Below are 21,192 nucleotides of genomic sequence, written 5' to 3'. Positions count from 1 at the left end.
CCCGCGCCCGGCGAGCCGGGAGGACCATCGGCCGCATGCCCGACTTCCCCCTCGCCACCGCGCTGGCCGCCGGCCCGGTCGTCCTCGACGGCGGCCTGGCCACGGAGCTGGAGACGCAGGGGCACGACCTCTCCTCGGCGCTGTGGTCGGCGCGGCTGCTGCACGACGACCCGGAGGCGGTCGTCGCCGCGCACGCCGCCTTCGCCGCCGCCGGCGCCCAGGTGGCGACGACGGCCAGCTACCAGGTGTCGGTGGAGGGGCTGGCCGCTGTCGGGCTGGACGTGACGGAGGCCCGGCGGCTCGTCGTCCGCTCGGTGCACCTGGCCGAACGCGGGGCCCCGGAGGCGTGGATCGCCGGGTCGGTCGGGCCCTACGGCGCGGCCCTCGCGGACGGGTCGGAGTACACGGGGAGCTACGCCGACGAGGTCGGCGTCGACCGGCTCCGGCAGTGGCACCGGCCGCGCATGCAGTGGCTGGCCGAGGCCGGGGCCGACGTGCTGGCCTGCGAGACGGTGCCCGCTGCCGCCGAGGCCGAGGCGCTGCTGGAGGAGGCCGACATGCTCGGGATGCCGGTCTGGCTGTCGCTCACCACGGTGCTGGACGGCGACGGCGTCGTCCGCACCCGCCGCGGTGAGCTGGCCGAGGAGGTGTACGCGATGGCACGCGAGCTCGACGCGGTGGTGGCGGTCGGCGTCAACTGCACCGACCCGGACGGCGTCCTGCCGGCGGTGACCGCCGCTCGGGCCGCGGGCAAGCCCGTCGTCGTCTACCCGAACAGCGGGGAACGGTGGGACGCCGCCGCCCGGCGCTGGACCGGGACCGCCGGCCTCTCCCCCGCCGACGCGCTCACCTGGGTCGACGCCGGCGCCCGGCTCGTCGGCGGGTGCTGCCGCGTGGGGCCCGATGCCGTCGCCGCGCTCGCCCGTGCCCTCCGCCGCGCCCGGTCCGACGAGGAGGCCGCCTCCGACGACGACCGTTGACCTCCGAGCCACCCCCCACCCGGCCGGGTGGGCTTCCCCCGACGGACGGATCCCCATGCGACGAGCACTCCTCACCGGCTCCGCGGCCACCGCCGTGGTCGTCGGGACCCTCACCTCCGCACTGGCCCGGACCGACGAGGGACGGTGCTCCCCGACCCGCGAGAACGTGCCGGTGTGCTCGACCGACGGCTCCGCCGCGACCGCCACCTTCCTCGACCCGACCGCCACGGTCACCGGGGCGCGGCACGTCGGCCTCGGGCAGCGGGGCTACGTCGGCCCCTTCGCCGAGTTGCACGCCACCCGGCACGCGCCGATCAGCGTCGGCGCGTCGTCCAACGTCCAGGACAACGTCCTGCTCGACGCCCGCGGCGGCAGCGGCATCCGGGTCGGCGACCGCGTCATCCTGGCCCACGGGTCCTCGGTGCGCGGCTCGGCGAGCATCGGCATCGAGTCCAGCCCGCTGCCCCCGGAGGTCGAGGGCACGGTGGACACCCTCGAGGGCTCGGTGTTCCTGAGCTTCGGCAGCGAGGTCGACGGCGCCACCGTCGAGCTCGACTCCGGCGTCTCGGCGCTGGCCAGGGTCGCTCCCGGCGTCACGCTGCCCAGCGGCTTCCTCGTGCTGCCCGGCAAGAACGTGACCACCGACGCCGAGGCCAGCGACCCGGCCCTGGGCAAGGTCCGCTACCTCACCCAGGCCGACGTCGCGTTCAACGAGGCCGTCATCCACGTCAACGAGTCGCTGGCCCGCGCGTACACCGAGCTGTACCGCGAGGACCCGAGCGCCGTGCACGGGGCCAACCTCGACCCGGGCCACACCGACTTCAACCCCGACGCCGACCTGCCGAGCTTCGCCGGCGAGGAGCAGGCGCGGCCGGACTCCCCCAACCGGGTCATCGGCGACGTCGACCTGGCCGACACCTACGACCGGTTCACGCAGCGCACCGGCGAGCGGATCGCCATCCGCGCCGACGAGGGCGAGCCCTTCGTCATCGGCCACGTCGACGAGATGGACGACGACGTGGTCTTCCACGCCCTCGAGCACACCGACGTCCACGTCGGCGACGACGTCCGCTACGGCGAGGGCGCCATCGTGCACGGCGGCGGCCGCGTCGTCGTCGAGGGCCGGCCCGAGGAGCAGACCGTGGTCGGCGACCGCGTCCACCTCGGCGACGGGTCCGTCGTCTTCCGCAGCACCATCGGCGACGGCGCCCGGATCGGCGACCGCAGCGCGGTCGTCGGCACCGACCTGCCCGCCGGCACCGTCGTCCCGCCGGACACCATCGTCCTCAACGGCGAGGTGTTCGGCGCGGTCGAGTGGTGACCTCGCTCGTGCTCTGCCGCGGCCCGGCGGCCGCCCTCCTCACCCTCGCCGCCGGGCTCACCGGCTGCTCGTCGGCGAGCGAGGACGGGACGCCGGGGACCCTCGCGGGGCCGGCCCCGGTCCTGGCGTCGGCGAGCCTCACCGACGACGTCGACCCGGCCGCCGGCAGCTGGTCGACCACCTGGGAGGCGTGCTTCGACCCGTCGCCCGGCGAGGAGGACCTCGAGCGCTGGGAGGTCCGGGCGGTGACCGCCGAGGGCGTCTCCCCGCGCGTCGAGGAGCTGCCGGGGAGGTGCGTCGAGCTGCAGCTGGCGCAGGGCCCGGGGACGGCACCGGCGGACGATCCCGGGCGGACCGCCGCCCTGGCCGACGCCGCGTCGCTGGGCTACCAGGCCCGCGGGGTGCGCCCCGACGGCTCGGTGACGCCGTGGAGCGAACCCGTCGTCGCCGGCAGCGTCGGCTGAGCCGGCCCCGGGCGCGTGGCGCGCCCGGGGCCCTCCTTCAGAGGATCGGCTTGCCGCCGGTGACCGCGACCCGCGCGCCCGAGACGTAGGACGCCTCGTCGCTGGCCAGCATCACGTAGACCGGCGCGAGCTCGGCCGGCTGCCCGGCGCGGCCCAGCGGCACCTGCTGGCCGAAGCTCTCCACCTTCTCCTCGGGCATGGTCGCCGGGATCAGCGGCGTCCAGATGGGGCCCGGGGCCACGCTGTTGGCCCGGACGCCCTTCTCGGCCAGCATCTGCGCGAGGCTGGCGGTGAAGTTGGCGATCCCGGCCTTGGTCATCGCGTAGGCGATGAGGTTCGGGCTCGGGTTGTCGGAGTTCACCGACGACGAGTTGATGATCGACGCCCCCGGCTGCATGTGCGGGACCGCGTCCTTGGTCAGCGTGAACATCGCCGTCAGGTTCAGCGCCACCGTGTGGTCCCACTCCTCGTCCGAGATCTCCTCGATCGAGTCGTGGCTCATCTGGAAGGCCGCGTTGTTGACCAGGATGTCGACCTTGCCGAACTCCTCGACCGCCTTCGGGATGATCGTCTTCTGGTGCGCGCGGTCGGCGAGGTCACCGGGGACGAGCACGCACTTCCGGCCGGCCTCCTCGACGTACTTGGCGGTGTCCTTGGCGTCCTCGTGCTCGTTCAGGTACGAGATCAGGACGTCGGCGCCCTCGCGGGCGAAGGCGATCGCCACGGCCCGGCCGATGCCGCTGTCGCCGCCGGTGATCACCGCCGCCTTGCCGGTCAGCCGGCCCGAGCCGCGGTAGCTCTCCTCGCCGTGGTCGGGCTTGGGGTCCATCTGCCCGAGCGTGCCGGGGACCTGCTGCTGCTGCGCGGGCTGGGACTCGGGGCGGGGTTCGGACATGGCACTACCTCCGTGGACGTGGCCGTGGACGTGCGGGACGGCGGTGCGCCGGCGCTCTTCTCACGCCGCCCGGGAGCCGGGTCACCGCCGCGTCCTCCGCCCGCTACCCCCGCACGCACTCCTCCGAACCGGCCCGGTCGCGAACCGGTGGACCCCGCGACCGCCTGCCGGGCCCTGCGCGGGAAGTTCCGCCGCGTCCGGCACGCTGTCCCCCACGATGACCGCCACCGCCCCTCCCCTCCTCGACGACCCGTCGGACCTCTCGGCCCTCCGGGCGCGCGGCGCCGACCCCGACGAGCTGTTCACCTCGTTCGCCGCCTGGGCCCAGGCGCAGGGCACCGTGCTGTACCCGCACCAGGAGGAGGCGCTGATCGAGCTGGTCAGCGGCGCCAACGTCGTCCTCGCGACGCCGACCGGATCGGGCAAGTCGCTGGTGGCCACCGGCGCGCAGTACGCCGCGCTCGCCGAGGGACGGCGCAGCTGGTACACCGCGCCGATCAAGGCCCTGGTCAGCGAGAAGTTCTTCGCGCTGTGCGGCGTCTTCGGCGCCGAGAACGTCGGCATGCTCACCGGCGACGCCGCGGTCAACCGGGACGCCCCGATCATCGCCTGCACCGCCGAGGTCCTGGCCAACGTCGCCCTGCGAGAGGGCGCGGACGCCGACGTCGGCCTGGTCGTGATGGACGAGTTCCACTTCTACGGCGACCCCGACCGCGGCTGGGCCTGGCAGGTGCCGCTGCTCGAGCTGCCGAGGGCGCAGTTCCTGCTGATGAGCGCCACCCTGGGCGACACCGGCTGGCTGCGCGAGGACCTCACCCGCCGCACCGGGCGGCCCACCGCGCTGGTCGCCGGCGCCGAGCGCCCGGTGCCGCTGCACCACTACTACGCGACGACGCCGATGCACGAGACGATCCAGGAGCTGCTGGACACCCGGCAGGCGCCGGTCTACGTCGTCCACTTCACCCAGGCCTCGGCGCTGGAGCGCGCGCAGGCGCTGATGAGCGTCAACGTGTGCACCAAGGAGGAGAAGGCCGCGATCGCCGAGATGATCGGCGGCTTCCGGTTCACCACCTCCTTCGGGACGACGCTGTCGCGGCTGGTGCGGCACGGCATCGGGGTGCACCACGCCGGGATGCTGCCCAAGTACCGGCGGCTGGTGGAGCAGCTGGCCCAGGCCGGCCTGCTCAAGGTCATCTGCGGCACCGACACCCTCGGCGTCGGCATCAACGTGCCGATCCGCACCGTGGTCTTCTCCGCGCTGTCGAAGTACGACGGCACCCGGACCCGGCTGCTCAACGCCCGCGAGTTCCACCAGATCGCCGGGCGGGCCGGACGCGCCGGCTACGACACCGCCGGCACCGTCGTCGTCCAGGCACCCGAGCACGAGGTGGAGAACCTCCGGCAGTTCGCCAAGGTCGCCGAGGACCCCAAGAAGCGCCGCAAGCTGGTGCGCAAGAAGGCGCCCGAGGGCATGGTGCCGTGGTCGGAGGGGACCATGCGCCGGCTGGTCGAGGCCGAGCCCGAGCCGCTGACCAGCAACATGCGCGTGTCGACGGCGATGGTGCTCGACGTCGTCGACCGCCCCGGCGACCCGTTCGCCGCCATGCGCCGGCTGCTCACGGAGAACCACGAGCCGCGCAAGCGCCAGCTGCGGCACATCCGGGAGGCCATCGGCATCGCCCGCTCGCTGCTGCAGGCCGGGGTGCTGGTGCGGCTCGACGAGCCGGAGCCGGACGGACGCCGCCACCGGCTGACCGTCGACCTGCCGCCGGACTTCGCGCTCAACCAGCCGCTGTCGACCTTCGCCCTGGCCGCGATCGAGCTGCTCGACCCGGCCGGCGACACCTACGCCCTCGACGTGGTCAGCGTCATCGAGGCCACCCTCGACGACCCGCGGCAGATCCTGGCCGCGCAGCTGAACAAGGCCAAGGGCGAGGCGGTGGCCCGGATGAAGGCCGAGGGGATCGAGTACGAGGAGCGCATGGAGCTGCTCGAGGAGATCACCTACCCGCAGCCGCTGGCCGAGCTGCTCGAGCACGCGCTGGAGGTCTACACCCGGTCGAACCCGTGGGCGGCCGATGCGCACCTGTCGCCGAAGTCCGTCGTCCGCGACGTGTGGGAGAACGCCTACACCTTCCGCGAGCTGGTCAACGCCTACGGGCTGACCCGCGCGGAGGGCGCGGTGCTGCGCTACCTCTCCGACGCCTACAAGGCGCTGCGCTCCGGCGTCCCCGCGGCCGCCCGCACCGACGAGGTGACCGACCTGGTCGAGTGGCTCGGCGAGCTGGTCCGCCAGGTGGACTCCTCGCTGCTCGACGAGTGGGAGCAGCTGACCAGCCCGGACCAGCCGCTGGACGCGCCGGTCGCCGTCCCGGTCCGCCCGCGGCCGCTGACCGGCAACGAGCGAGCGTTCACGGCGATGGTGCGCAACCAGCTGTTCCGGCGGGTGGAGCTGTTCGCCCGCCGCCGCTGGTACGACCTGGGCGAGCTCGACCGCGGCTCCGGGTGGGACGCCGAGCGGTGGGGCGAGGTGGTGCAGGCCTACTTCGCCGAGCACGCCGAGCTGGGCACCGGCGCCGACGCCCGCGGCCCGGCGCTGCTCATCTGGGACAGGAGCGAGCCCGGGGTCTGGCGGGTGCGGCAGATCCTGGACGACCCGGCCGGCGACCACGACTGGGGCTTCGACGTCGAGGTCGACCTCGAGGCCTCCGACGAGGAGGGCGCCGTGGTGCTGCGCCTGGTCGAGGCCGGCAGGAGGGACTGAGGAGGTCCCCTCCCTGAACCGCCGGTCCGGGTTTAACCGAGGTCTTGCCTCCTCCTGGGCTGCTGCTCGGGATCGCCCGCCTAGCGTCGAGGACGCAGGGATCGACGTCCTGCCGACGACGTGACCCCGCCCCCGGCGACACCGCCGGCTCGAGGGAGGCTCCCGTGGACCTTCGCCTGGTGGCTTTCAACCTCATCGCCCGAGACGCCACGCTGTTGATGCTGCTCGCCAACGACGCCCGGCGCCTGGAGGCGGACGGCGCGGCGGAGGACCCGCCGGCGTCCTGCTCCGTCTCCCTGCGGTGGGCGGTCGACGAGCACGGCTCCGCCCCGGCCGGGTCCGAGCTCCTGACCCTCCAGGTCCACGTCGCCGGGGACGACTCGTGCTCCATGGCGCAGCTCGACCACGTCCTGCAGCGGCTGCGCGCGGCCCTGACGACCGTCGGGCCGAACCCGTGCATCACCGCCCGGTGCCTGACGACGTCCGGCCCGGTCCCGGACAGCCGCTCCGGCACGGTCGTCCGGACCAGCACGTGGCGGATCGCGCCCGTGTCCACCGAGCCGAGGACCGCGGCCGCCACCCGGCTCGCGCCGTGGTGCGTGTGGAGCGAGCCGGACGGGTCCGGCCTCCGGGTGGCCGGTCTCGGCGTCCTCAGCCTGAACTGACCGGGCCCGCACCCCTCCCGGGGTCCGGGCGCGGTCCAGGAGCACCCCCGCCGAGGAGGGTGTGCCCAGGGGGGTCACCGGTCGTACGACCCCGCGGCGGCGACCCCGCGCGCGTCCCGGGTCTCGACCGGGACCGCGGGCAGCAGGAGGGTGAACACGGGTGGCGCCGCACGGGTGAGCTGAAGCCGGCCCTGCCCGGCCTCGGCGAGCCGGCGGGCCAGCGGGAGCCCGATCCCGTGCTCGCCGCGCCGGTCGGCCCGCGGCCCGAACACGGCCCTCCCGTCGTCCGGGACGCCGGGGCCCTCGTCCGAGACGTCGACCGCCACGGCGCCCGTGGCCTCCCGGACGGTGACGGTCACGGTGCCTCGACCGTGGGTGCACGCGTTGTCGACGAGCACGCCGAGCACCTGGCGGACCGCCGCGGTCGACGCCCGGGCCTCCGGCGCGCCGGGGTCGATCCGGACCTCGAGGTCCCGGCCGTGCAGTGCCAGCCGGGCGTCCCACTCCGGCGACAGCTCACCGACCAGCGTGCCGAGGTCGACCGGACCGGTCCGAGCGCCCTGTCCGGCGCGGGCCAGCGTCAGGACCTCGTCGATGATCGCCTCCAGGCGGTCGGCGTCGACCAGGCTCGCGGCGATCGCCGGCCTGGGGTCGACGTCCGTCCGTTCCAGTGCCGCCTCCAGGCGCAGCCGCATCCCGGCCAGCGGCGTCTTGAGCTGGTGGGAGGCGTCGGTCGAGAAGGCGCGCTCCCGGGCGAGCAGGTCGTCCAGGCGGGCCGCGGTCGCCTCGAGCGCGGCGCCGACCGCGTCCGTCTCCTCGATCCCTCCCCGACGGGTCCGGACGCTGAAGTCGCCCTCCCCCAGCCGACGTGCGCTCTCCTCCAGCTCCTCCAGGGGCTGCGCCAGCCGACGGGCCTGCCGGCGCCCGACCAGCCAGGCGACCGTCACCGCGACGGTGGCCAGCCCCGCCATCCCCGCCCACATGAGACCGACCGCACCGAGCACGTCCGCACGGGACGCGGTCACCACCACCGCGCCGATCACCTCGTCGGAGTGGGTGACGGGGACGGCGACCACCCAGAGGTCCCCGTCGGTCACGGTGGAGACCTCGCCGTCGTAGGCCCCGGCCAGGACGCCGGGGTCGCTGTCCCGGACCGCCCCGGCCAGCCGCTGACCGTCCCGGTCGAACACGGCTGCGGCGACGGCCTCGTCGTCGTCCCCGACGTCGTCGAGGACCTCCGGGTCGATCCGGTCGTCGTGGTACACGTCGCCGGCCACGGTGATCGCCAGGTCGCTGGCGTCCCGCACCAGGTGTCCCCACTGGTGCTGCAGCGCGTACTGGAGCAACGCCACGCCCAGCGGCACGGCGAACAGGACCGTGGCGACGACGGAGGTCAGCACGGCCAGGCTGATGATCCGGGTGCGCACGGACGTCGCCTCCGATCGGCCGTGGCCGGGGCTCGGCGGTGGGCACGCGGGCACCCGGCGCGGCGTGCCTGCGGTCGTGTGCCCTCCGGAGTCCCGGAGGCGGCCGCCTGATACCGGCGCGGGGAGGAACGCCCCGTGGACCGGTCCCTCGCACGCCCACTGGATCCGGTTCCCTGCGGGCGTGGCACGCTTCCGGGCGATGACCCGATGACCCTGCTGGAGATGCTGGCGGTCGCCGCGGCAGGGCTGGCCGCGGGTGCCATCAACGCCGTCGTCGGCTCGGGCACGCTGGTGACCTTCCCGGTGCTGCTGGCCGTCGGCCTGCCGCCGGTGACCGCGACGATCAGCAACTCCCTCGGCCTGGTGCCGGGCAACCTCGCCGGCTCGCTGGGCTACCGGCGCGAGCTGGCCGGGCAGCGCTGGCTGCTGCTGCGGCTGCTGCCCGCCTCGGTGCTCGGCGCGCTGACCGGCGCGTTCCTGCTGCTGCACCTCCCGGCGAGCAGCTTCGAGGCGATCGTGCCGGTGCTCGTCGGGCTGGCCGTCGTCCTCGTCGCCGTCCAGCCGCTGGTGTCGCGGGCCCTGGCGCGCCGGCGGGCCGTGGACGAGCCGCCGTCGGGGATCGGCCCCGGCCGGCTGGCCGCGCTGTTCGCCGGCGCCTACACGACCGGCAGCTACGGCGGCTACTTCGCGGCCAGTCAGGGCGTGCTGCAGATCGGCGTCTTCGGGCTGCTGCTGCACGAGTCCCTGCAGCGGCTCAACGCGATCAAGAACGTGCTCACGCTCGCGGTCAACGGGGTGGCCGCCGGGGCCTACGTCGTCGTGGCGACCGACCGCGTCGACTGGCGCGCGGCCGGGCTGGTCGCGGCCGGCTCGCTGCTGGGCGGGTACGTCGGCGCCCGGTTCGGTCGCCGGCTGCCCTCGGCCGTGCTGCGCGGCGCGATCGTCGCGCTCGGGTGCGTCGCGATCGCCGTCCTGCTCACCGGGTGATCCTCCGGGACCGGCCGGTGTCGGAGCCTGCAGGTCCACGAGGCAAGCTGGACCCATGACCGGGAGTGCAGCCGAACGCTTCGACCAGGCCCTGGCCACCACACCGGTCGACCTCGACGGACCCGAACTGCTGCCCTGCCGGCTGGCGCGCGCCAGCGCCGCCGCGCTCGGTGTCGACGGCGCCGGGCTGAGCCTGCACGTGGGCGTGCTCCGGACGCCGATCGGTGCCAGCGACGCGCAGACCGCGCACGCCGAACGCCTGCAGTTCACCGTCGGCGACGGCCCCTGCCTGCGCGCGCAGGACAACGGCTCGGTGATCGCCTTCTCCCTCGAGGACATCGCGCGCAACTGGCCGGAGCTGTGGGCCTCGCTGCTCAACGAGACAACCTACCGCGGCGTGCTCTCGGTGCCGCTGCCCCCACCGATGGGGCCGCTGGTGGTCCTGGACCTGTACGTGCGCGACCCCGCGCGGCTGACCTCCCTCGACCGCGACGAGCTGCAGGCGGTCGCCCGGGTGACCACGCACGAGCTGGCGGTCACGGTGTCCGGGCCGGAGTTCCCCGAGGACGGCAGCAACTGGCTGGAGGGGCCGGACGCGCAGCGGCGCGCCCTCGTCTGGCAGGCCATGGGTCTGGTCGGCATCGCCTTCGGGCTCGACGCCACCGACGCCATCGCCACGATGCGCGCCTCGGCGATCGCCGCGGGCCGGGTGGTGGACGACGTCGCCGAGGACATCGTCGCCGGCCGCCTGGTGCCGGCCGACCTGCGAGCGGCCCCGGACCGCGACGGCCACGGCAGGTGACCCCTGCGGAGTTCGCCCTGCTCGTGCTGGCCGGCGTCGGCGGGGGGCTGACCGGCAGCATCGCGGGCCTGGCCTCGCTGGTGAGCTACCCGGCGCTGCTCGCGGCCGGTCTGCCGCCGGTGGCGGCGAACGTGACCAACACCGTCGCCCTGGTGCTCAACGGCGTGGGCGCGGTGAGCGCCTCCGGGCCGGAGCTGCGCGGGCAGGGACGGCGGCTGCTGCGGCTCGCGAGCGGTGCGGTGCTCGGCGGCGCGGCCGGTGCGGCCCTGCTCCTGCTCACGCCGTCGGACGCCTTCGAGCGCATCGTGCCGTGGCTGATCGCCGGGGCCGCGGTGGCGCTGCTGGTGCAGCGGCCGCCACGGGAGCTGGCCGCCCGAGGGGCCGCCACGCACCCGACGCACCGCGACCCGTGGTGGCTGCCGCTGGCCGTCGCCGCGATCGCCGTCTACGGCGGCTACTTCGGAGCGGCGGCCGGCGTGATGCTGCTCGCGCTGTTCCTGCTGTCGACCGGCGAGGGCCTGGCGGTCGGCAACGCGATGCGCAACGTGGTGCTCGGCCTGGCCAACCTGACGGCCGCGGTGGGCTTCGCCGTGTTCGCCCCCGTCGCCTGGTCGGCGGCGGTACCGCTGGCGATCGGCCTGTTCGTCGGCGGGCGCCTCGGCCCGCGGGTGGTGCGCCGCGCACCGCAGCTGCTGCTGCGCCGGCTCATCGCCCTCGCCGGACTCGGCCTGGCGGTGCACCTCGCCGTCCAGGCCTACGGGTGAAGGACCCCCCTTCCTCCCACACCTCGCAGGCTCAGGCGGAGGGCCCCTGGAGGGTGGCCGTTCCACCACCTCACCGGGGCGGCTCAGTTGCTGACGTAGGCGGCCAGGAAGAGGACGAACGCGCTGGCCAGCAGCAGCAGCCGGGCCGGGGTGAGGCCGTTGATGAGGTTGGCCGTCGCCTCCACCCAGGCCGGCCGGATGCCGGCCTCCCGCGCACCGCGGCGCACCAGCCGGACCTCGTCGGCCAGCAGTGCCCCGGCCGCGCCCAGCATGCCGAGCCCGACGGTGAGGAAGACCAGCGCCAGGCGCTCCCGGAAGGCCTCGGCGACCTCGCCGAGCAGCAGCACGACGACCAGTCCGGTGAGCAGGCCGACCACCGCACCGGCGACGGGGGCCCACGGGCCCATCCGGGTCAGCGGGAACGGGACCCGGGCGCCGATCCGGGGACGGCGGGCGACCGGACCGGTCGGCGGGGCGCCCTCCGCCGTCGCCGGGCCGGGGCCAGCGGCCGGCTGCGGCGGCGCCGGCGGCGTCCCGACCGGGATCGGGCCGGTCGCCGTCGGGCCGGACGGGACCGCGCCGGACGGGACCGGGCCGGACGGGACCGGGCCCGAGGGCACGGGCTCGGACGGCGCGGCGCCCGCGGGGCCGGCACCGGACGGCGTGGCGCCGGACGGGGTCGCCCCGGCCGGGGTCGTGCCGGCGGGCTCGGCCGCGGGCAGCTCGGTGGTCACGGGGGACGACGGGGTGCGGGGTGCCTCGGACATCACCGTCCACGCTAGGCGGAGGGGCCGACGGGGGCAGGGAGGCCGGTGCGGGTGTCGACGCGTCGACACCGCGACACGCGTGCTGAGCAGGGTCCCTGGTCCCGGGCCGTCCGGACTACACCGGATGGCCGATGGAGACGAAACCTCCTCGTAACACAGACTTCCTGGACCACACCGGCTCGACGTCGCCCGGCGGTGCCGTCGGTCCTGCCGGTCCGGCGAGCGCGCAGGGGAGCCCATGGTCCCGACCCAGCCCGAGCGGATGCCCCTCGGACGTCGCTGTCCAGCTTGCCGCGCCGGTCCCGCCCGTCTCCTCTCCTGACCGTCCAGTCCGCCCCCGCTGTATCACCCGCCGCCCGCCGCCCTCTGTGTCAGTGCGAGCGCCACTCAGATCCCGTTCCCCCCGGTTCCCACGAGCAGCCGCGTGCGCTGCCACCCCTGAGGAGACCGTTGTGACCGTCATCTCCGTCCCGCAGGCCTTCAACGAGGACGACCTGTACGTGGACCTGCGGTCGATCGTCGACGTCCCGCTGTACCTCAAGTGCGAGGGCTTCAACTTCGCCGGCTCGATCAAGCTCAAGGCCGCCACCGAGATGGTCGAGGCCGCGGAGCGGGACGGCGTCCTGACGCCGGACTCCGTGCTGATCGAGTCCTCGTCGGGCAACCTCGGCGTGGCGCTGGCCATGATCGCGGCCAGCCGCGGCTACCGGTTCCTCTGCGTGACCGACCCGCGCTGCAACCTGTCGACCCGGCGGCTGATGGAGGCCCTGGGTACCCAGGTGCACACCGTCACCGAGGAGGACCCGGGGGGTGGCGGCCTGCTCGCGGCGCGGAAGAACTACGTGCGGGCGATGTGCGCGTCCGACAGCCGCTACGTGTGGCTCAACCAGTACCGCAACCCGAACAACTGGGGAGCGCACTACCGCCGGACGGCGCCGGCCATCGCCCGTTCCTTCCCCGAGCTGGACGTGCTGTTCCTGGGTGCGGGCACCACCGGCACCCTCATGGGCTGCGCGCGCTGGTTCAAGGCGTGGCACCGGCCGGTGCGGATCGTCGCCGTCGACAGCGTCGGTTCGGTGTCGTTCGGCGGACCGCCGAGCCGGCGGGTGATCCCCGGCCTGGGCAGCGGTGAGCGGCCGGAGATGCTCGACGAGTCCTACGTGGACGAGGTGGTCATGGTCGAGGAGGCGGACACGATCCGCGCCTGCCACCAGCTGGCCCGCCGCGGGTTCCTGTTCGGCGGCTCCACGGGCACGGTGGTCAGTGGGGCGGCGAGCTGGCTGGCCCGCAACGGGAGCGCCGACGTCACGGCCGTCGCCATCGCACCCGACCTGGGCGAGCGCTACCTCGACACCGTCTACCAGACCAACTGGCTCGAGGACCTCTTCGGCAAGGACGTGCTGGACCCGGTCCGGGACGCCCACCCGTTCCCGGAGGGCCTGTCGCGGCCGGCCGAGACCGGCGCCGAGCCGGGTGGCAGCACCCTGGTCTCCTCCCGGCCGGACGCCGACGTCGTCCAGCTGCCCCTGCCGCGGTCGGGGAGCTGACGTGCTGGGACACCCCGTGGACGTGGTCTCCGCCGGCGCGGGCGCCCCCGCGCCGGCGGCCGACCCCGTGGTCACCGGCTACACCGCGGTGCTGGCCGAGGTCCTCCAGGTGGACACCGTCGACGCCGACGCGCACGTCTTCGACGACCTGGGCGCGGACTCCATGGTCATGGCCCGCTTCTGCGCCCGCGTGCGCAAGGACCCGGACCTGCCGGCGGTCTCCATCAAGGACGTCTACCAGCACCCGACGCTGCGCGGCCTGGCTGCCGCGCTGGCTCCCGCACCGGCTGCGAGCCCCGTCCTGGACGGACTGGCGGCCGTCCTGGCCGAGGTGCTGCAGGTGGGGTCCGTCGATCCGGACGCGCACGTCTTCGACGACCTGGGCGCGGACTCCATGGTCATGGCCCGCTTCTGCGCCCGCGTGCGCAAGCAGCCGGACCTGCCGGCGGTCGCGATCAAGGACGTCTACCAGCACCCGACGCTGCGCGACCTGGCCGGCGCACTGGCCCCCGCACCTGCGGGCGACCCGGTGCTCACCGGGTTCACCGCGGTGCTGGCCGAGGTGCTCGCCGTCGAGGCGGTCGACCCCGACGCGCACGTCTTCGACGACCTGGGTGCGGACTCCATGGTCATGGCCCGCTTCTGCGCCCGCGTGCGCAAGGACCCGGACCTGCCGACGGTCTCCATCAAGGACGTCTACGCCCACCCGACGCTGCGCGACCTGGCGGCGGCCGTGGCCGGACCGGTCCCGGCGGTCGCCGAGCCGGACGTCGACGCGCCGGGACAGGGGGCACCGGTCCGCAGGGTCCGGCGGGCCACCGGCGTCGAGCACGTGCTCTGCGGGGTCCTCCAGGCCCTCTTCTTCGTCGGCTACTGCATGCTGGCCGCGACCATCATGGTCACCGGCTTCGACTGGATCTCCGACGGCGGGGGCGTGGTCGACCTCTACGCGCGGTCGGTCGTCGTCGGCGCCGTCTCCTTCGTCGGCCTGAGCATCCTGCCGATCCTGGCCAAGTGGGTGCTGATCGGCCGGGGGAAGGCGCAGCAGTTCCCGGTCTGGAGCCCGGCCTACGTCCGCTTCTGGATCGTCAAGACGATGGTCCAGTGGAACCCGCTGCTGCTGTTCTTCAACGGCACACCGCTGTACGTCGTGTACCTGCGGGCGCTGGGCGCGAAGGTCGGCAGAGACGTCGCGATCTTCGTCAGGCAGGTGCCGGTGTGCACCGACCTGCTGACCATCGGTGACGGCACGGTCATCCGGAAGGACGTCCTGCTCAGCGGTTACCGGGCCCACGACGGAGTGGTCCAGACCGGCCGGATCACCTTCGGCAGGGACGTGGTCGTCGGCGAGGCCTCGGTCATCGACATCGAGACGTCGATGGGCGACGGCGCACAGCTCGGTCACCGCTCCTCCCTGCAGGCCGGTCAGGCGGTGCCCGCCGGCGAGAGCTGGCACGGGGCGCCGGCCCGGCGGGCCGACGTCGACTACGGGCTGGTCCCGCCCATGCGCGTCAGCAGCCGCCGCAAGGTGGTGTACACCACCCTCAAGCTGTCCACGGTGCTGCTGCTGGAACTCCCCCTGGCGATCGGCGGCGTGGGCCTCCTGTTCCTGCTGTTCCCCGGCCTGGCCGCACTGCTGGAGACCGGTCCACTGGCCTTCACGAGCGTCACGTTCTACCTGGATGCCATGGTCGGCTCGCTGGTCCTGTACTTCGGCGCCTACCTCGTCGGCTTCCTGTTCGTGACCACCGTGCCGCGAGCGCTGAGCCCGTTCATCACGCCGGGCAGGGTCTATCCCCTCTACGGCTTCCACTACTCGGTGCAGCGGACGATCACGAGGACGACCAACGCCAAGCCGCTGCTGAGGCTCACCGGCAACAGCTCCTACGTCGTCCACTACCTCAAGGGCCTGGGGTACGACCTTGGGCGGGTGGTGCAGACCGGGTCGAACTTCGGCGAGGCGGTGAAGCACGACAACCCGTACCTGACCTCGGTGGGCAGCGGGACGATGGTGGCCGACGGGCTGTCGGTCATGAACGCCGACTTCTCCAGCACGTCCTTCACGGTGTCGCGGGCCTCGATCGGCGCGCACAGCTTCCTCGGCAACGCGGTGGCCTACCCCGCGGAGGCCAAGGTCGGGGACGACGTCCTGCTCGCGACGAAGGTCATGGTCCCGATCGACGGGGAGATCCGGGAAGGTGTCGGGCTGCTGGGCTCGCCGGCCTTCGAGATCCCGCGCACCGTCTCCCGCGACGCCACCATCGACGCCCACCTGCAGGCCCCGGGTGAGCTGGCCCGGCGCCTGGCCGCCAAGAACCGGCACAACCTCTGCACCATGGCGTTGTTCCTGCTCACGCACTGGGTGAGCTTCTTCGCCGCGACGCTGATCACCACGACCGCGTTCGACCTCCACGACCGCTATGGCGGCGTCCTGCCGCTCGCTGCGGCCCTGGTGCTCGACGTCCTGTTCATCACGTTCTTCGGTGTGCTGATCGAGCGCGTCGCCACGGGGTTCCGGCCGCTGACCCCGCAGCAGTGCTCGATCTACGACCCGTACTTCTGGTGGCACGAGCGCTACTGGAAGGTGATGGCCGAGACGCAGCCGAAGCTCTTCAACGGCACGCCGTTCAAGCCCGTCCTGTGGCGGCTGCTGGGCGTCCGGATCGGCCGCCGGGTCTTCGACGACGGGGCCATCATCCCGGAGCGGACGCTGGTCACCATCGGCGACGGCTGCACCCTCAACGCCGGCAGCCACATCCAGGCCCACTCGCAGGAGGACGGCGGTTTCAAGTCCGACTACATCACCATCGGCGCCGGCGTCACGCTCGAGGTGGCCTCCTGGGTGCACTACGGCGTGACCATGGGCGACGGTTCGGAGCTGGGCCCCGACGCCTTCCTCATGAAGGGCTCCGAGGTGCCCCCGGGCGCCCGCTGGGTGGGCAACCCGGCCGAGGAGCTGCCGCAGGCACCGGTGGCCCCGCCACCCCGCGAGCTACCCACCCCCGCCGACGCGCCGGCGCCCCCGCCGGACGACGACCTTTCCTCCCTGGAGGAGCTCATGGACGTGATCGAGGAGGACGCCCTCGCGGCGATCCCGCTCCCGCGCCGTGCCGGCCGGCACCGGGCTCGCGGACGGCACGAGGCAGGTGCCCGGTGACCGCCCTCGGCACGCGCCCGGCCACGGACGCCCACCGGGCGTTCTGGCGGGAGCTGCTGCTCGCCGGCGGGTCGACGGCCCTGCCCCGCTGGGCCCCCGACCCGGTGCCGGGCACCGCGGAGGTCGAGGTGCCGCTGTCCGACGCCACCCTCGTCGCGCTGCGCCGGCTGGCCGACCGGCTCGCCGTCCCGCTGGGGTCGGTGCTGCTGGCCGCACACGGCCGGGTGCTGGCCGCGCTGACCGGCGAGCCCGACGTCGTCACCGGCTACGTCGCCGGGGACGGCGGGACACCGCTGCCCTGCCGGCTGCGGGTGGACGTCGGCTCGTGGCGGCAGCTGGTCCGGGCGGCCGCGACCACCGAGGCCGGGCTGCTGGCGCACCGGCACGCGGACCTCTCCGCCCTCCGCCGCGAGCTCGGCACCTCCGGGCCGTCGTCCGAGGCGGTGTTCGACCCCACCGGCGTCGGCGGCGAGCTGCCCGGCGGCGCGGTGCTGGCGGTCGTGCCGGTGCACCGCGGCGAACGTCTGGCCCTGCGGCTGTCGTACCGCACCGACGTGCTGGACGCGGAGGCTGCCGCGCGCATCGGCGGCTACCACCGCACCGCGCTGGACGAGCTGGCCACCGACCCGGACGCCGCGCCGATGACGGCCGTGCTGCTCTCGACCGACGAGCTGGTGTCCCAGCTCGACGGGCTGGCCGGGCCGCACCGCGAGCTGCCCGACCGCCGGGTGCACGAGCTCATCGAGGAGCAGGCCCGCCGGCACCCGGACGACGTCGCCGCCGTGCACGGCGCGGAGCGGATCACCTACCGCGAGCTCGACGGCCGCGCCAACCGGGTGGCCCGGGCGCTGCTGGCCCGCGGGCTGCAGGCCGAGGACGTCGTCGCGGTGGTCACCGAGCGCGACCTGGACTGGCTGACCGCCGTGCTGGCCGTGTTCAAGGCCGGTGGCGCGTACCTGCCGGTCGAGCCGCACTTCCCGGCCGACCGGATCGCCCGGACCCTCTCCCGCGCGGAGTGCCGGCTGGTGCTCACCGAGCCGGGCAGCACCGCCTCCCTCGACGCGGCCCTCCAGGAGCTGCCCGGGGTGCAGGCGCTGACCGTCGGCGGCGCCGCGGCCGAGGGGCACCCCGCCACCAGCCCCGGCGTGCAGGTGGGCCCCGACCAGCTGGCCTACCTCTACTTCACCTCCGGCTCGACCGGTGAGCCCAAGGGGGCGATGTGCGAGCACGCCGGGATGCTCAACCACGTCCTGGCCAAGATCGACGACCTCGGCGTCGTCGAGGGCGGGGTGGTCGGGCAGGTCGCACCGCAGTGCTTCGACATCTCGCTGTGGCAGCTGGTGTCGGCGCTCGTCGTCGGCGGGCGGACGGTCATCGTGCCGCAGGAGGTGGTCCTCGACGCCGAGCGCTTCGTCGACCGGCTGGTCGAGGAGCACGTCACGGTGGTGCAGGTGGTGCCGTCCTACCTCGAGGTCGTGCTGACCTACCTGGAGGCCCACCCCCGTGCGCTGCCGGACCTGCGCTGCGTGTCGGTCACCGGGGAGGCGCTGAAGAAGGAGCTCGTGCAGCGCTGGTTCGCCGCGCAGCCGGGGATCGCGCTGGTCAACGCCTACGGGCTGACCGAGACCTCCGACGACACCAACCACGCGGTGCTGCGGGCGGTGCCCGACACCGACCGGGTGCCGCTGGGCCGGCCGATCGCCAACGTCGAGGTGCGGGTGGTCGACGAGCACCTGGTGCCGGTGCCGCTGGGCGCGCCCGGGGAGATCGTCTTCTCCGGCGTCTGCGTCGGCCGCGGCTACGTCAACGACCCCGAGCGGACCAGGGCGGCCTTCGTGCCCGATCCGTACCGCCCGGGCCGGCGGCTGTACCGCAGCGGTGACTCCGGGCGCTGGCTTCCCGGCGGCGAGCTGGAGTTCCTCGGCCGGCGGGACAGCCAGGTGAAGATCTCCGGCTTCCGGATCGAGATCGGCGAGATCGAGAACACCCTGCTGCGCGTGCCCGGCGTGCGCGACGGCGCGGTCGTCGTCGCCGAGGGCCCCGACCGCAGCCGGCACCTGGTCGCGTTCTGGACCGGCCCCGACCCGATCCCGGACGACGTCCTGCGGAACTCCCTCGCCGGGTCCCTGCCGGTGTACATGGTGCCGCGGGCCTTCCACCGGCGGGAGTCCCTGCCGCTGACCCCCAACGGCAAGATCGACACCAAGGCGCTCACCGCGCTGGCCGGGGAGCTGCTCACCGGCAGCCAGGAGCACGACGCACCGACCACGCCGACCGAGCGGCGGCTGGCGGACGTCTGGTCGACGGTGCTCGGCATCCCGGCCGACCGGATCGGCCGGCGGGACTCCTTCGCCGCCCTCGGCGGGACCTCACTGTCGGCGGTCAAGCTCCTGGTCGCCCTGGGCCGCGCGGTGTCGCTGAAGGAGCTCCAGGCCGCACCCGACCTCGCCGCCCTCGCCGCGCTGCTCGACGGGCGCGCCGGCTCCTCCCCCGTCCCCTCCCCCCGGACTCCGGAAGGCAGTGCCTCATGACGTCCCCGTCCGTCCTCGACGTGGATCTGCGCCCCGGCAGTCCCCCGGTGCTGCGGGCCGGCTCGCCCGGGAACCCCGCGGCCTGGGCCGCCGAGCACCGCGGCGCGCTGCGCGCCGCCGTCCTCGAGCACGGGTCGCTGCTGGTCCGCGGCCTGGGCCTCGCCGACGCGGACACGGTCGCCGCCGTCGCCGGCCGGCTGACCGACCGGCTGGTCGGTGAGCGGGAGGCCTTCGCCCCCCGGGAGCCTCGACCCGGCGGGCTGCACTCGTCCACGCCCTGGCCGGCCAACCAGCCGATGTGCATGCACCACGAGCTCAGCTACGCGCTCGAGGTGCCCGGCCTGCTGCTCTTCGCCTGCCTCACCGCGCCCACCGCGGGCGGGGCGACCGCGGTCGCCGACGCACCGACCGTCCTCACCGCCCTGCCGGCGGACCTCGTGGCCCGCTTCGAGCGGGAGGGCTGGATGCTCACCCGCAGCTACAACGACGAGATCGGGGCCTCGGTCGAGGAGGCGTTCGGCACCGACGACCGAGGCGCCGTCGAGGGCTACTGCCGGGCCAACGGGATCGAGTTCGAGTGGCAGCCCGACGGTGGCCTGCGCACCCGGCAGCGGCGCAGCGCCGTCGTCCGCCACCCCGTGACCGGGGAGCGGTGCTGGTTCAACCAGGTCGCCTTCCTCAACCAGTGGACGCTGGCCGAGGAGGTGCGCGAGTACCTGGTGGACGTGTACGGCGAGGACGGGTTGCCGTTCAACACGCGGTTCGGCAACGGCGACCCGATCGGCGAGGACGTCGTGCAGGTTGTCAACGAGGTGTACGAGGCCAACACCGCCCGGAACCCCTGGCAGGACGGCGACCTGCTGCTGGTCGACAACATCCGCACCGCGCACAGCCGGGAGGCCTACGAGGGCCCCCGCGAGGTGCTCGTCGGGCTCGCCGACCCGACCCGCCTGGCCGAGCACGCGCCGACCGCCTGACGCCCGCCCGCCCCACCTCCAGGAGTCCCATGTCCCAGCAGCTGACCGTGCCGCCGTTCGCGGTGGTCCCCGGTGCACAGGTCCAGTCCGCCCTCCACGGGCGCGAGAAGCAGATCGTCGAGCTCGTCGAGGCCACCTACCTGCTGCACGCGGGAGGGGACACGGTCAACCCGCCGTCCTACTTCCTGCGCTTCCCCGATCGGCCCTCGGCGCGGATCATCGCGCTGCCGGCCTCCGTCGGCGGCGACGTCCGCGTCGACGGGATGAAGTGGATCTCCAGCTTCCCGGACAACGTGGCCGCCGGCATCCCCCGGGCCTCGGCCGTGCTCATCCTCAACGACCACGACACCGGCTACCCGTTCGCCTGCATGGAGGCGTCGGTCATCAGCGCCACCCGGACCGCGGCCTCGGCCGCCGCGGCCGCCGACTGGCTGAGCCGGGGCCGCAGCGGGGGCCGCCCGACCCGGGTCGGCTTCGTCGGGACCGGGCTCATCGCCCGGTACGTGCACACCTACCTCGCCGCCACCGGCTGGTCGTTCGACGAGATCGGCGTGCACGACCTCTCCGCCGACAGCGCGGCCGGTTTCCGCGGCTACCTGGAGCACTCGGGGACGTCGGCCCGGCTCACCCTGCACGACACGGCCGAGGAGCTGATCCGCGGCAGCGACCTGGTCGTGTTCGCCACGGTCTCCGCGGAGCCGTACGTCAGCGACGTGTCGTGCTTCGACCACGCCCCGCTGGTGCTGCACGTGTCGCTGCGCGACCTCGCGCCGGAGGTGCTGCTGGCCTCGACCAACCTCGTGGACGACGTCGAGCACTGCCTCAAGGCGAACACGTCCCCGCACCTGGTCGAGCAGATGACCGGCAGCCGCGACTTCCTGCTCGGCACGCTCGCCGACGTGATGACCGGCCGGGTGACGGTGCCCGAGGGCCGGCCGGTCGTCTTCTCGCCGTTCGGCCTGGGTGTCCTCGACCTCGCGGTCGGGAAGGCGGTCTACGACGAGATCGCCGCGACCGGGCAGCTGCACGTCGTCGAGGACTTCTTCAGCGAACTGCGGCGCCACGGGTGAGGGGCTCGGGCGGTCGCCGCGGAGGAGGACGAGCGTGGACGGTCTGACCGGACCGGCCGGCTCGGTGGAGGGGG

The 21,192-nt window shown here is 74.3% G+C and carries 16 protein-coding genes; 13 read left to right on the top strand and 3 right to left on the bottom strand.

The features are described 5' to 3' along the window. Window positions 1-35: 35 nt before the first annotated feature. Genes mmuM through ACI79G_RS17035 form a run of 3 tightly spaced genes read left to right on the top strand, consistent with a single transcriptional unit; the run spans window position 36 to window position 2,765 of the window. Window positions 36-980: a homocysteine S-methyltransferase gene (gene mmuM, locus ACI79G_RS17045; RefSeq protein ID WP_456882304.1), complete on the top strand. Its 945-nt coding sequence runs from the start codon at window positions 36-38 to the stop codon at window positions 978-980. 55 nt (window positions 981-1,035) lie between these two features. Continuing rightward, on the top strand, window positions 1,036-2,301 hold the full coding sequence (locus ACI79G_RS17040; RefSeq protein WP_456882303.1) for a hypothetical protein: 1,266 nt from the start codon (window positions 1,036-1,038) through the stop codon (window positions 2,299-2,301). Continuing rightward, window positions 2,298-2,765 carry a hypothetical protein gene (locus ACI79G_RS17035; protein ID WP_456882302.1) on the top strand — a complete coding sequence of 156 codons (468 nt, stop codon included), beginning with the start codon at window positions 2,298-2,300 and terminating at the stop codon, window positions 2,763-2,765. Before ACI79G_RS17040 ends, ACI79G_RS17035 begins: the two co-directional genes overlap by 4 nt. Window positions 2,766-2,802: 37 nt before the next feature. Here ACI79G_RS17035 and ACI79G_RS17030 read toward each other — a convergent pair whose 3' ends face one another. Beyond that, the gene (locus tag ACI79G_RS17030; protein WP_456882301.1) at window positions 2,803-3,660 is read right to left on the bottom strand and encodes a glucose 1-dehydrogenase; all 858 of its coding nucleotides are present in this window, start codon (window positions 3,658-3,660) and stop codon (window positions 2,803-2,805) included. A gap of 217 nt (window positions 3,661-3,877) precedes the next feature. Between ACI79G_RS17030 and ACI79G_RS17025 the strand changes: the two genes are divergently transcribed. After that, entirely contained in the window at window positions 3,878-6,424 is a 2,547-nt protein-coding gene (locus tag ACI79G_RS17025) for a DEAD/DEAH box helicase (protein ID WP_456882300.1), read from the top strand. A 164-nt stretch (window positions 6,425-6,588) separates the two neighbouring features. Next, complete coding sequence (locus ACI79G_RS17020; protein WP_456882299.1) at window positions 6,589-7,089, top strand: hypothetical protein; 501 nt, start codon at window positions 6,589-6,591, stop codon at window positions 7,087-7,089. A gap of 74 nt (window positions 7,090-7,163) precedes the next feature. Here the strand turns inward: ACI79G_RS17020 and ACI79G_RS17015 are convergent, their stop codons facing one another. Further along, the gene (locus ACI79G_RS17015) at window positions 7,164-8,516 is read right to left on the bottom strand and encodes an ATP-binding protein (protein WP_456882298.1); all 1,353 of its coding nucleotides are present in this window, start codon (window positions 8,514-8,516) and stop codon (window positions 7,164-7,166) included. Between the two features lie 207 nt (window positions 8,517-8,723). On the opposite strand from ACI79G_RS17015, the gene ACI79G_RS17010 reads away from it, so the two are divergent. Genes ACI79G_RS17010 through ACI79G_RS17000 form a run of 3 tightly spaced genes read left to right on the top strand, consistent with a single transcriptional unit; the run spans window position 8,724 to window position 11,069 of the window. Next, on the top strand, window positions 8,724-9,503 hold the full coding sequence (locus ACI79G_RS17010; protein WP_456882297.1) for a sulfite exporter TauE/SafE family protein: 780 nt from the start codon (window positions 8,724-8,726) through the stop codon (window positions 9,501-9,503). A gap of 55 nt (window positions 9,504-9,558) precedes the next feature. Continuing rightward, window positions 9,559-10,305 (top strand): hypothetical protein, encoded by a 747-nt coding sequence (locus tag ACI79G_RS17005; protein WP_456882296.1) that lies wholly within the window; start codon window positions 9,559-9,561, stop codon window positions 10,303-10,305. Continuing rightward, window positions 10,302-11,069, top strand: coding sequence for a sulfite exporter TauE/SafE family protein (locus tag ACI79G_RS17000; RefSeq protein ID WP_456882295.1), 768 nt, complete (start codon window positions 10,302-10,304; stop codon window positions 11,067-11,069). The genes ACI79G_RS17005 and ACI79G_RS17000 overlap by 4 nt, the downstream gene beginning before the upstream one ends. Before the next feature lie 83 nt (window positions 11,070-11,152). Here the strand turns inward: ACI79G_RS17000 and ACI79G_RS16995 are convergent, their stop codons facing one another. Then, window positions 11,153-11,836 (bottom strand): hypothetical protein, encoded by a 684-nt coding sequence (locus tag ACI79G_RS16995; protein WP_456882294.1) that lies wholly within the window; start codon window positions 11,834-11,836, stop codon window positions 11,153-11,155. Window positions 11,837-12,288: 452 nt separating this feature from the next. Here ACI79G_RS16995 and sbnA point away from each other — a divergent pair, with 452 nt between their 5' ends. Genes sbnA through sbnB form a run of 5 tightly spaced genes read left to right on the top strand, consistent with a single transcriptional unit; the run spans window position 12,289 to window position 21,118 of the window. Beyond that, a complete protein-coding gene (gene sbnA / locus ACI79G_RS16990) occupies window positions 12,289-13,383 on the top strand; it encodes a 2,3-diaminopropionate biosynthesis protein SbnA (protein ID WP_456882293.1) in 1,095 nt (364 codons plus the stop codon). 1 nt (window position 13,384) lies between these two features. Beyond that, on the top strand, window positions 13,385-16,540 hold the full coding sequence (locus ACI79G_RS16985) for a Pls/PosA family non-ribosomal peptide synthetase (protein ID WP_456882292.1): 3,156 nt from the start codon (window positions 13,385-13,387) through the stop codon (window positions 16,538-16,540). After that, complete coding sequence (locus tag ACI79G_RS16980) at window positions 16,537-19,071, top strand: non-ribosomal peptide synthetase (RefSeq protein ID WP_456882291.1); 2,535 nt, start codon at window positions 16,537-16,539, stop codon at window positions 19,069-19,071. The genes ACI79G_RS16985 and ACI79G_RS16980 overlap by 4 nt, the downstream gene beginning before the upstream one ends. Continuing rightward, window positions 19,068-20,048, top strand: coding sequence for a TauD/TfdA family dioxygenase (locus ACI79G_RS16975; RefSeq protein WP_456882290.1), 981 nt, complete (start codon window positions 19,068-19,070; stop codon window positions 20,046-20,048). Before ACI79G_RS16980 ends, ACI79G_RS16975 begins: the two co-directional genes overlap by 4 nt. Before the next feature lie 29 nt (window positions 20,049-20,077). Then, the gene (gene sbnB / locus ACI79G_RS16970) at window positions 20,078-21,118 is read left to right on the top strand and encodes a 2,3-diaminopropionate biosynthesis protein SbnB (protein WP_456882289.1); all 1,041 of its coding nucleotides are present in this window, start codon (window positions 20,078-20,080) and stop codon (window positions 21,116-21,118) included. Window positions 21,119-21,192: the final 74 nt, after the last annotated feature.

Source organism: Geodermatophilus sp. SYSU D00779, assembly GCF_054050595.1.
The sequence above is the reverse complement of the archived record's forward strand: the minus strand, read 5'-3'. Positions and strand labels throughout refer to the sequence as shown.

Bases quoted from the DNA above. Each gene is read 5' to 3' on its own strand.
- ACI79G_RS17025 (WP_456882300.1), top strand. From the start codon at position 3,878: ATGACCGCCACCGCCCCTCCCCTCCTCGACGACCCGTCGGACCTCTCG.
- ACI79G_RS16975 (WP_456882290.1), top strand. From the start codon at position 19,068: ATGACGTCCCCGTCCGTCCTCGACGTGGATCTGCGCCCCGGCAGTCCC.
- ACI79G_RS17010 (WP_456882297.1), top strand. From the start codon at position 8,724: ATGACCCTGCTGGAGATGCTGGCGGTCGCCGCGGCAGGGCTGGCCGCG.
- ACI79G_RS16995 (WP_456882294.1), bottom strand. From the start codon at position 11,836: ATGTCCGAGGCACCCCGCACCCCGTCGTCCCCCGTGACCACCGAGCTG.
- ACI79G_RS17030 (WP_456882301.1), bottom strand. From the start codon at position 3,660: ATGTCCGAACCCCGCCCCGAGTCCCAGCCCGCGCAGCAGCAGCAGGTC.
- ACI79G_RS17005 (WP_456882296.1), top strand. From the start codon at position 9,559: ATGACCGGGAGTGCAGCCGAACGCTTCGACCAGGCCCTGGCCACCACA.
- mmuM (WP_456882304.1), top strand. From the start codon at position 36: ATGCCCGACTTCCCCCTCGCCACCGCGCTGGCCGCCGGCCCGGTCGTC.
- ACI79G_RS17040 (WP_456882303.1), top strand. From the start codon at position 1,036: ATGCGACGAGCACTCCTCACCGGCTCCGCGGCCACCGCCGTGGTCGTC.
- sbnB (WP_456882289.1), top strand. From the start codon at position 20,078: ATGTCCCAGCAGCTGACCGTGCCGCCGTTCGCGGTGGTCCCCGGTGCA.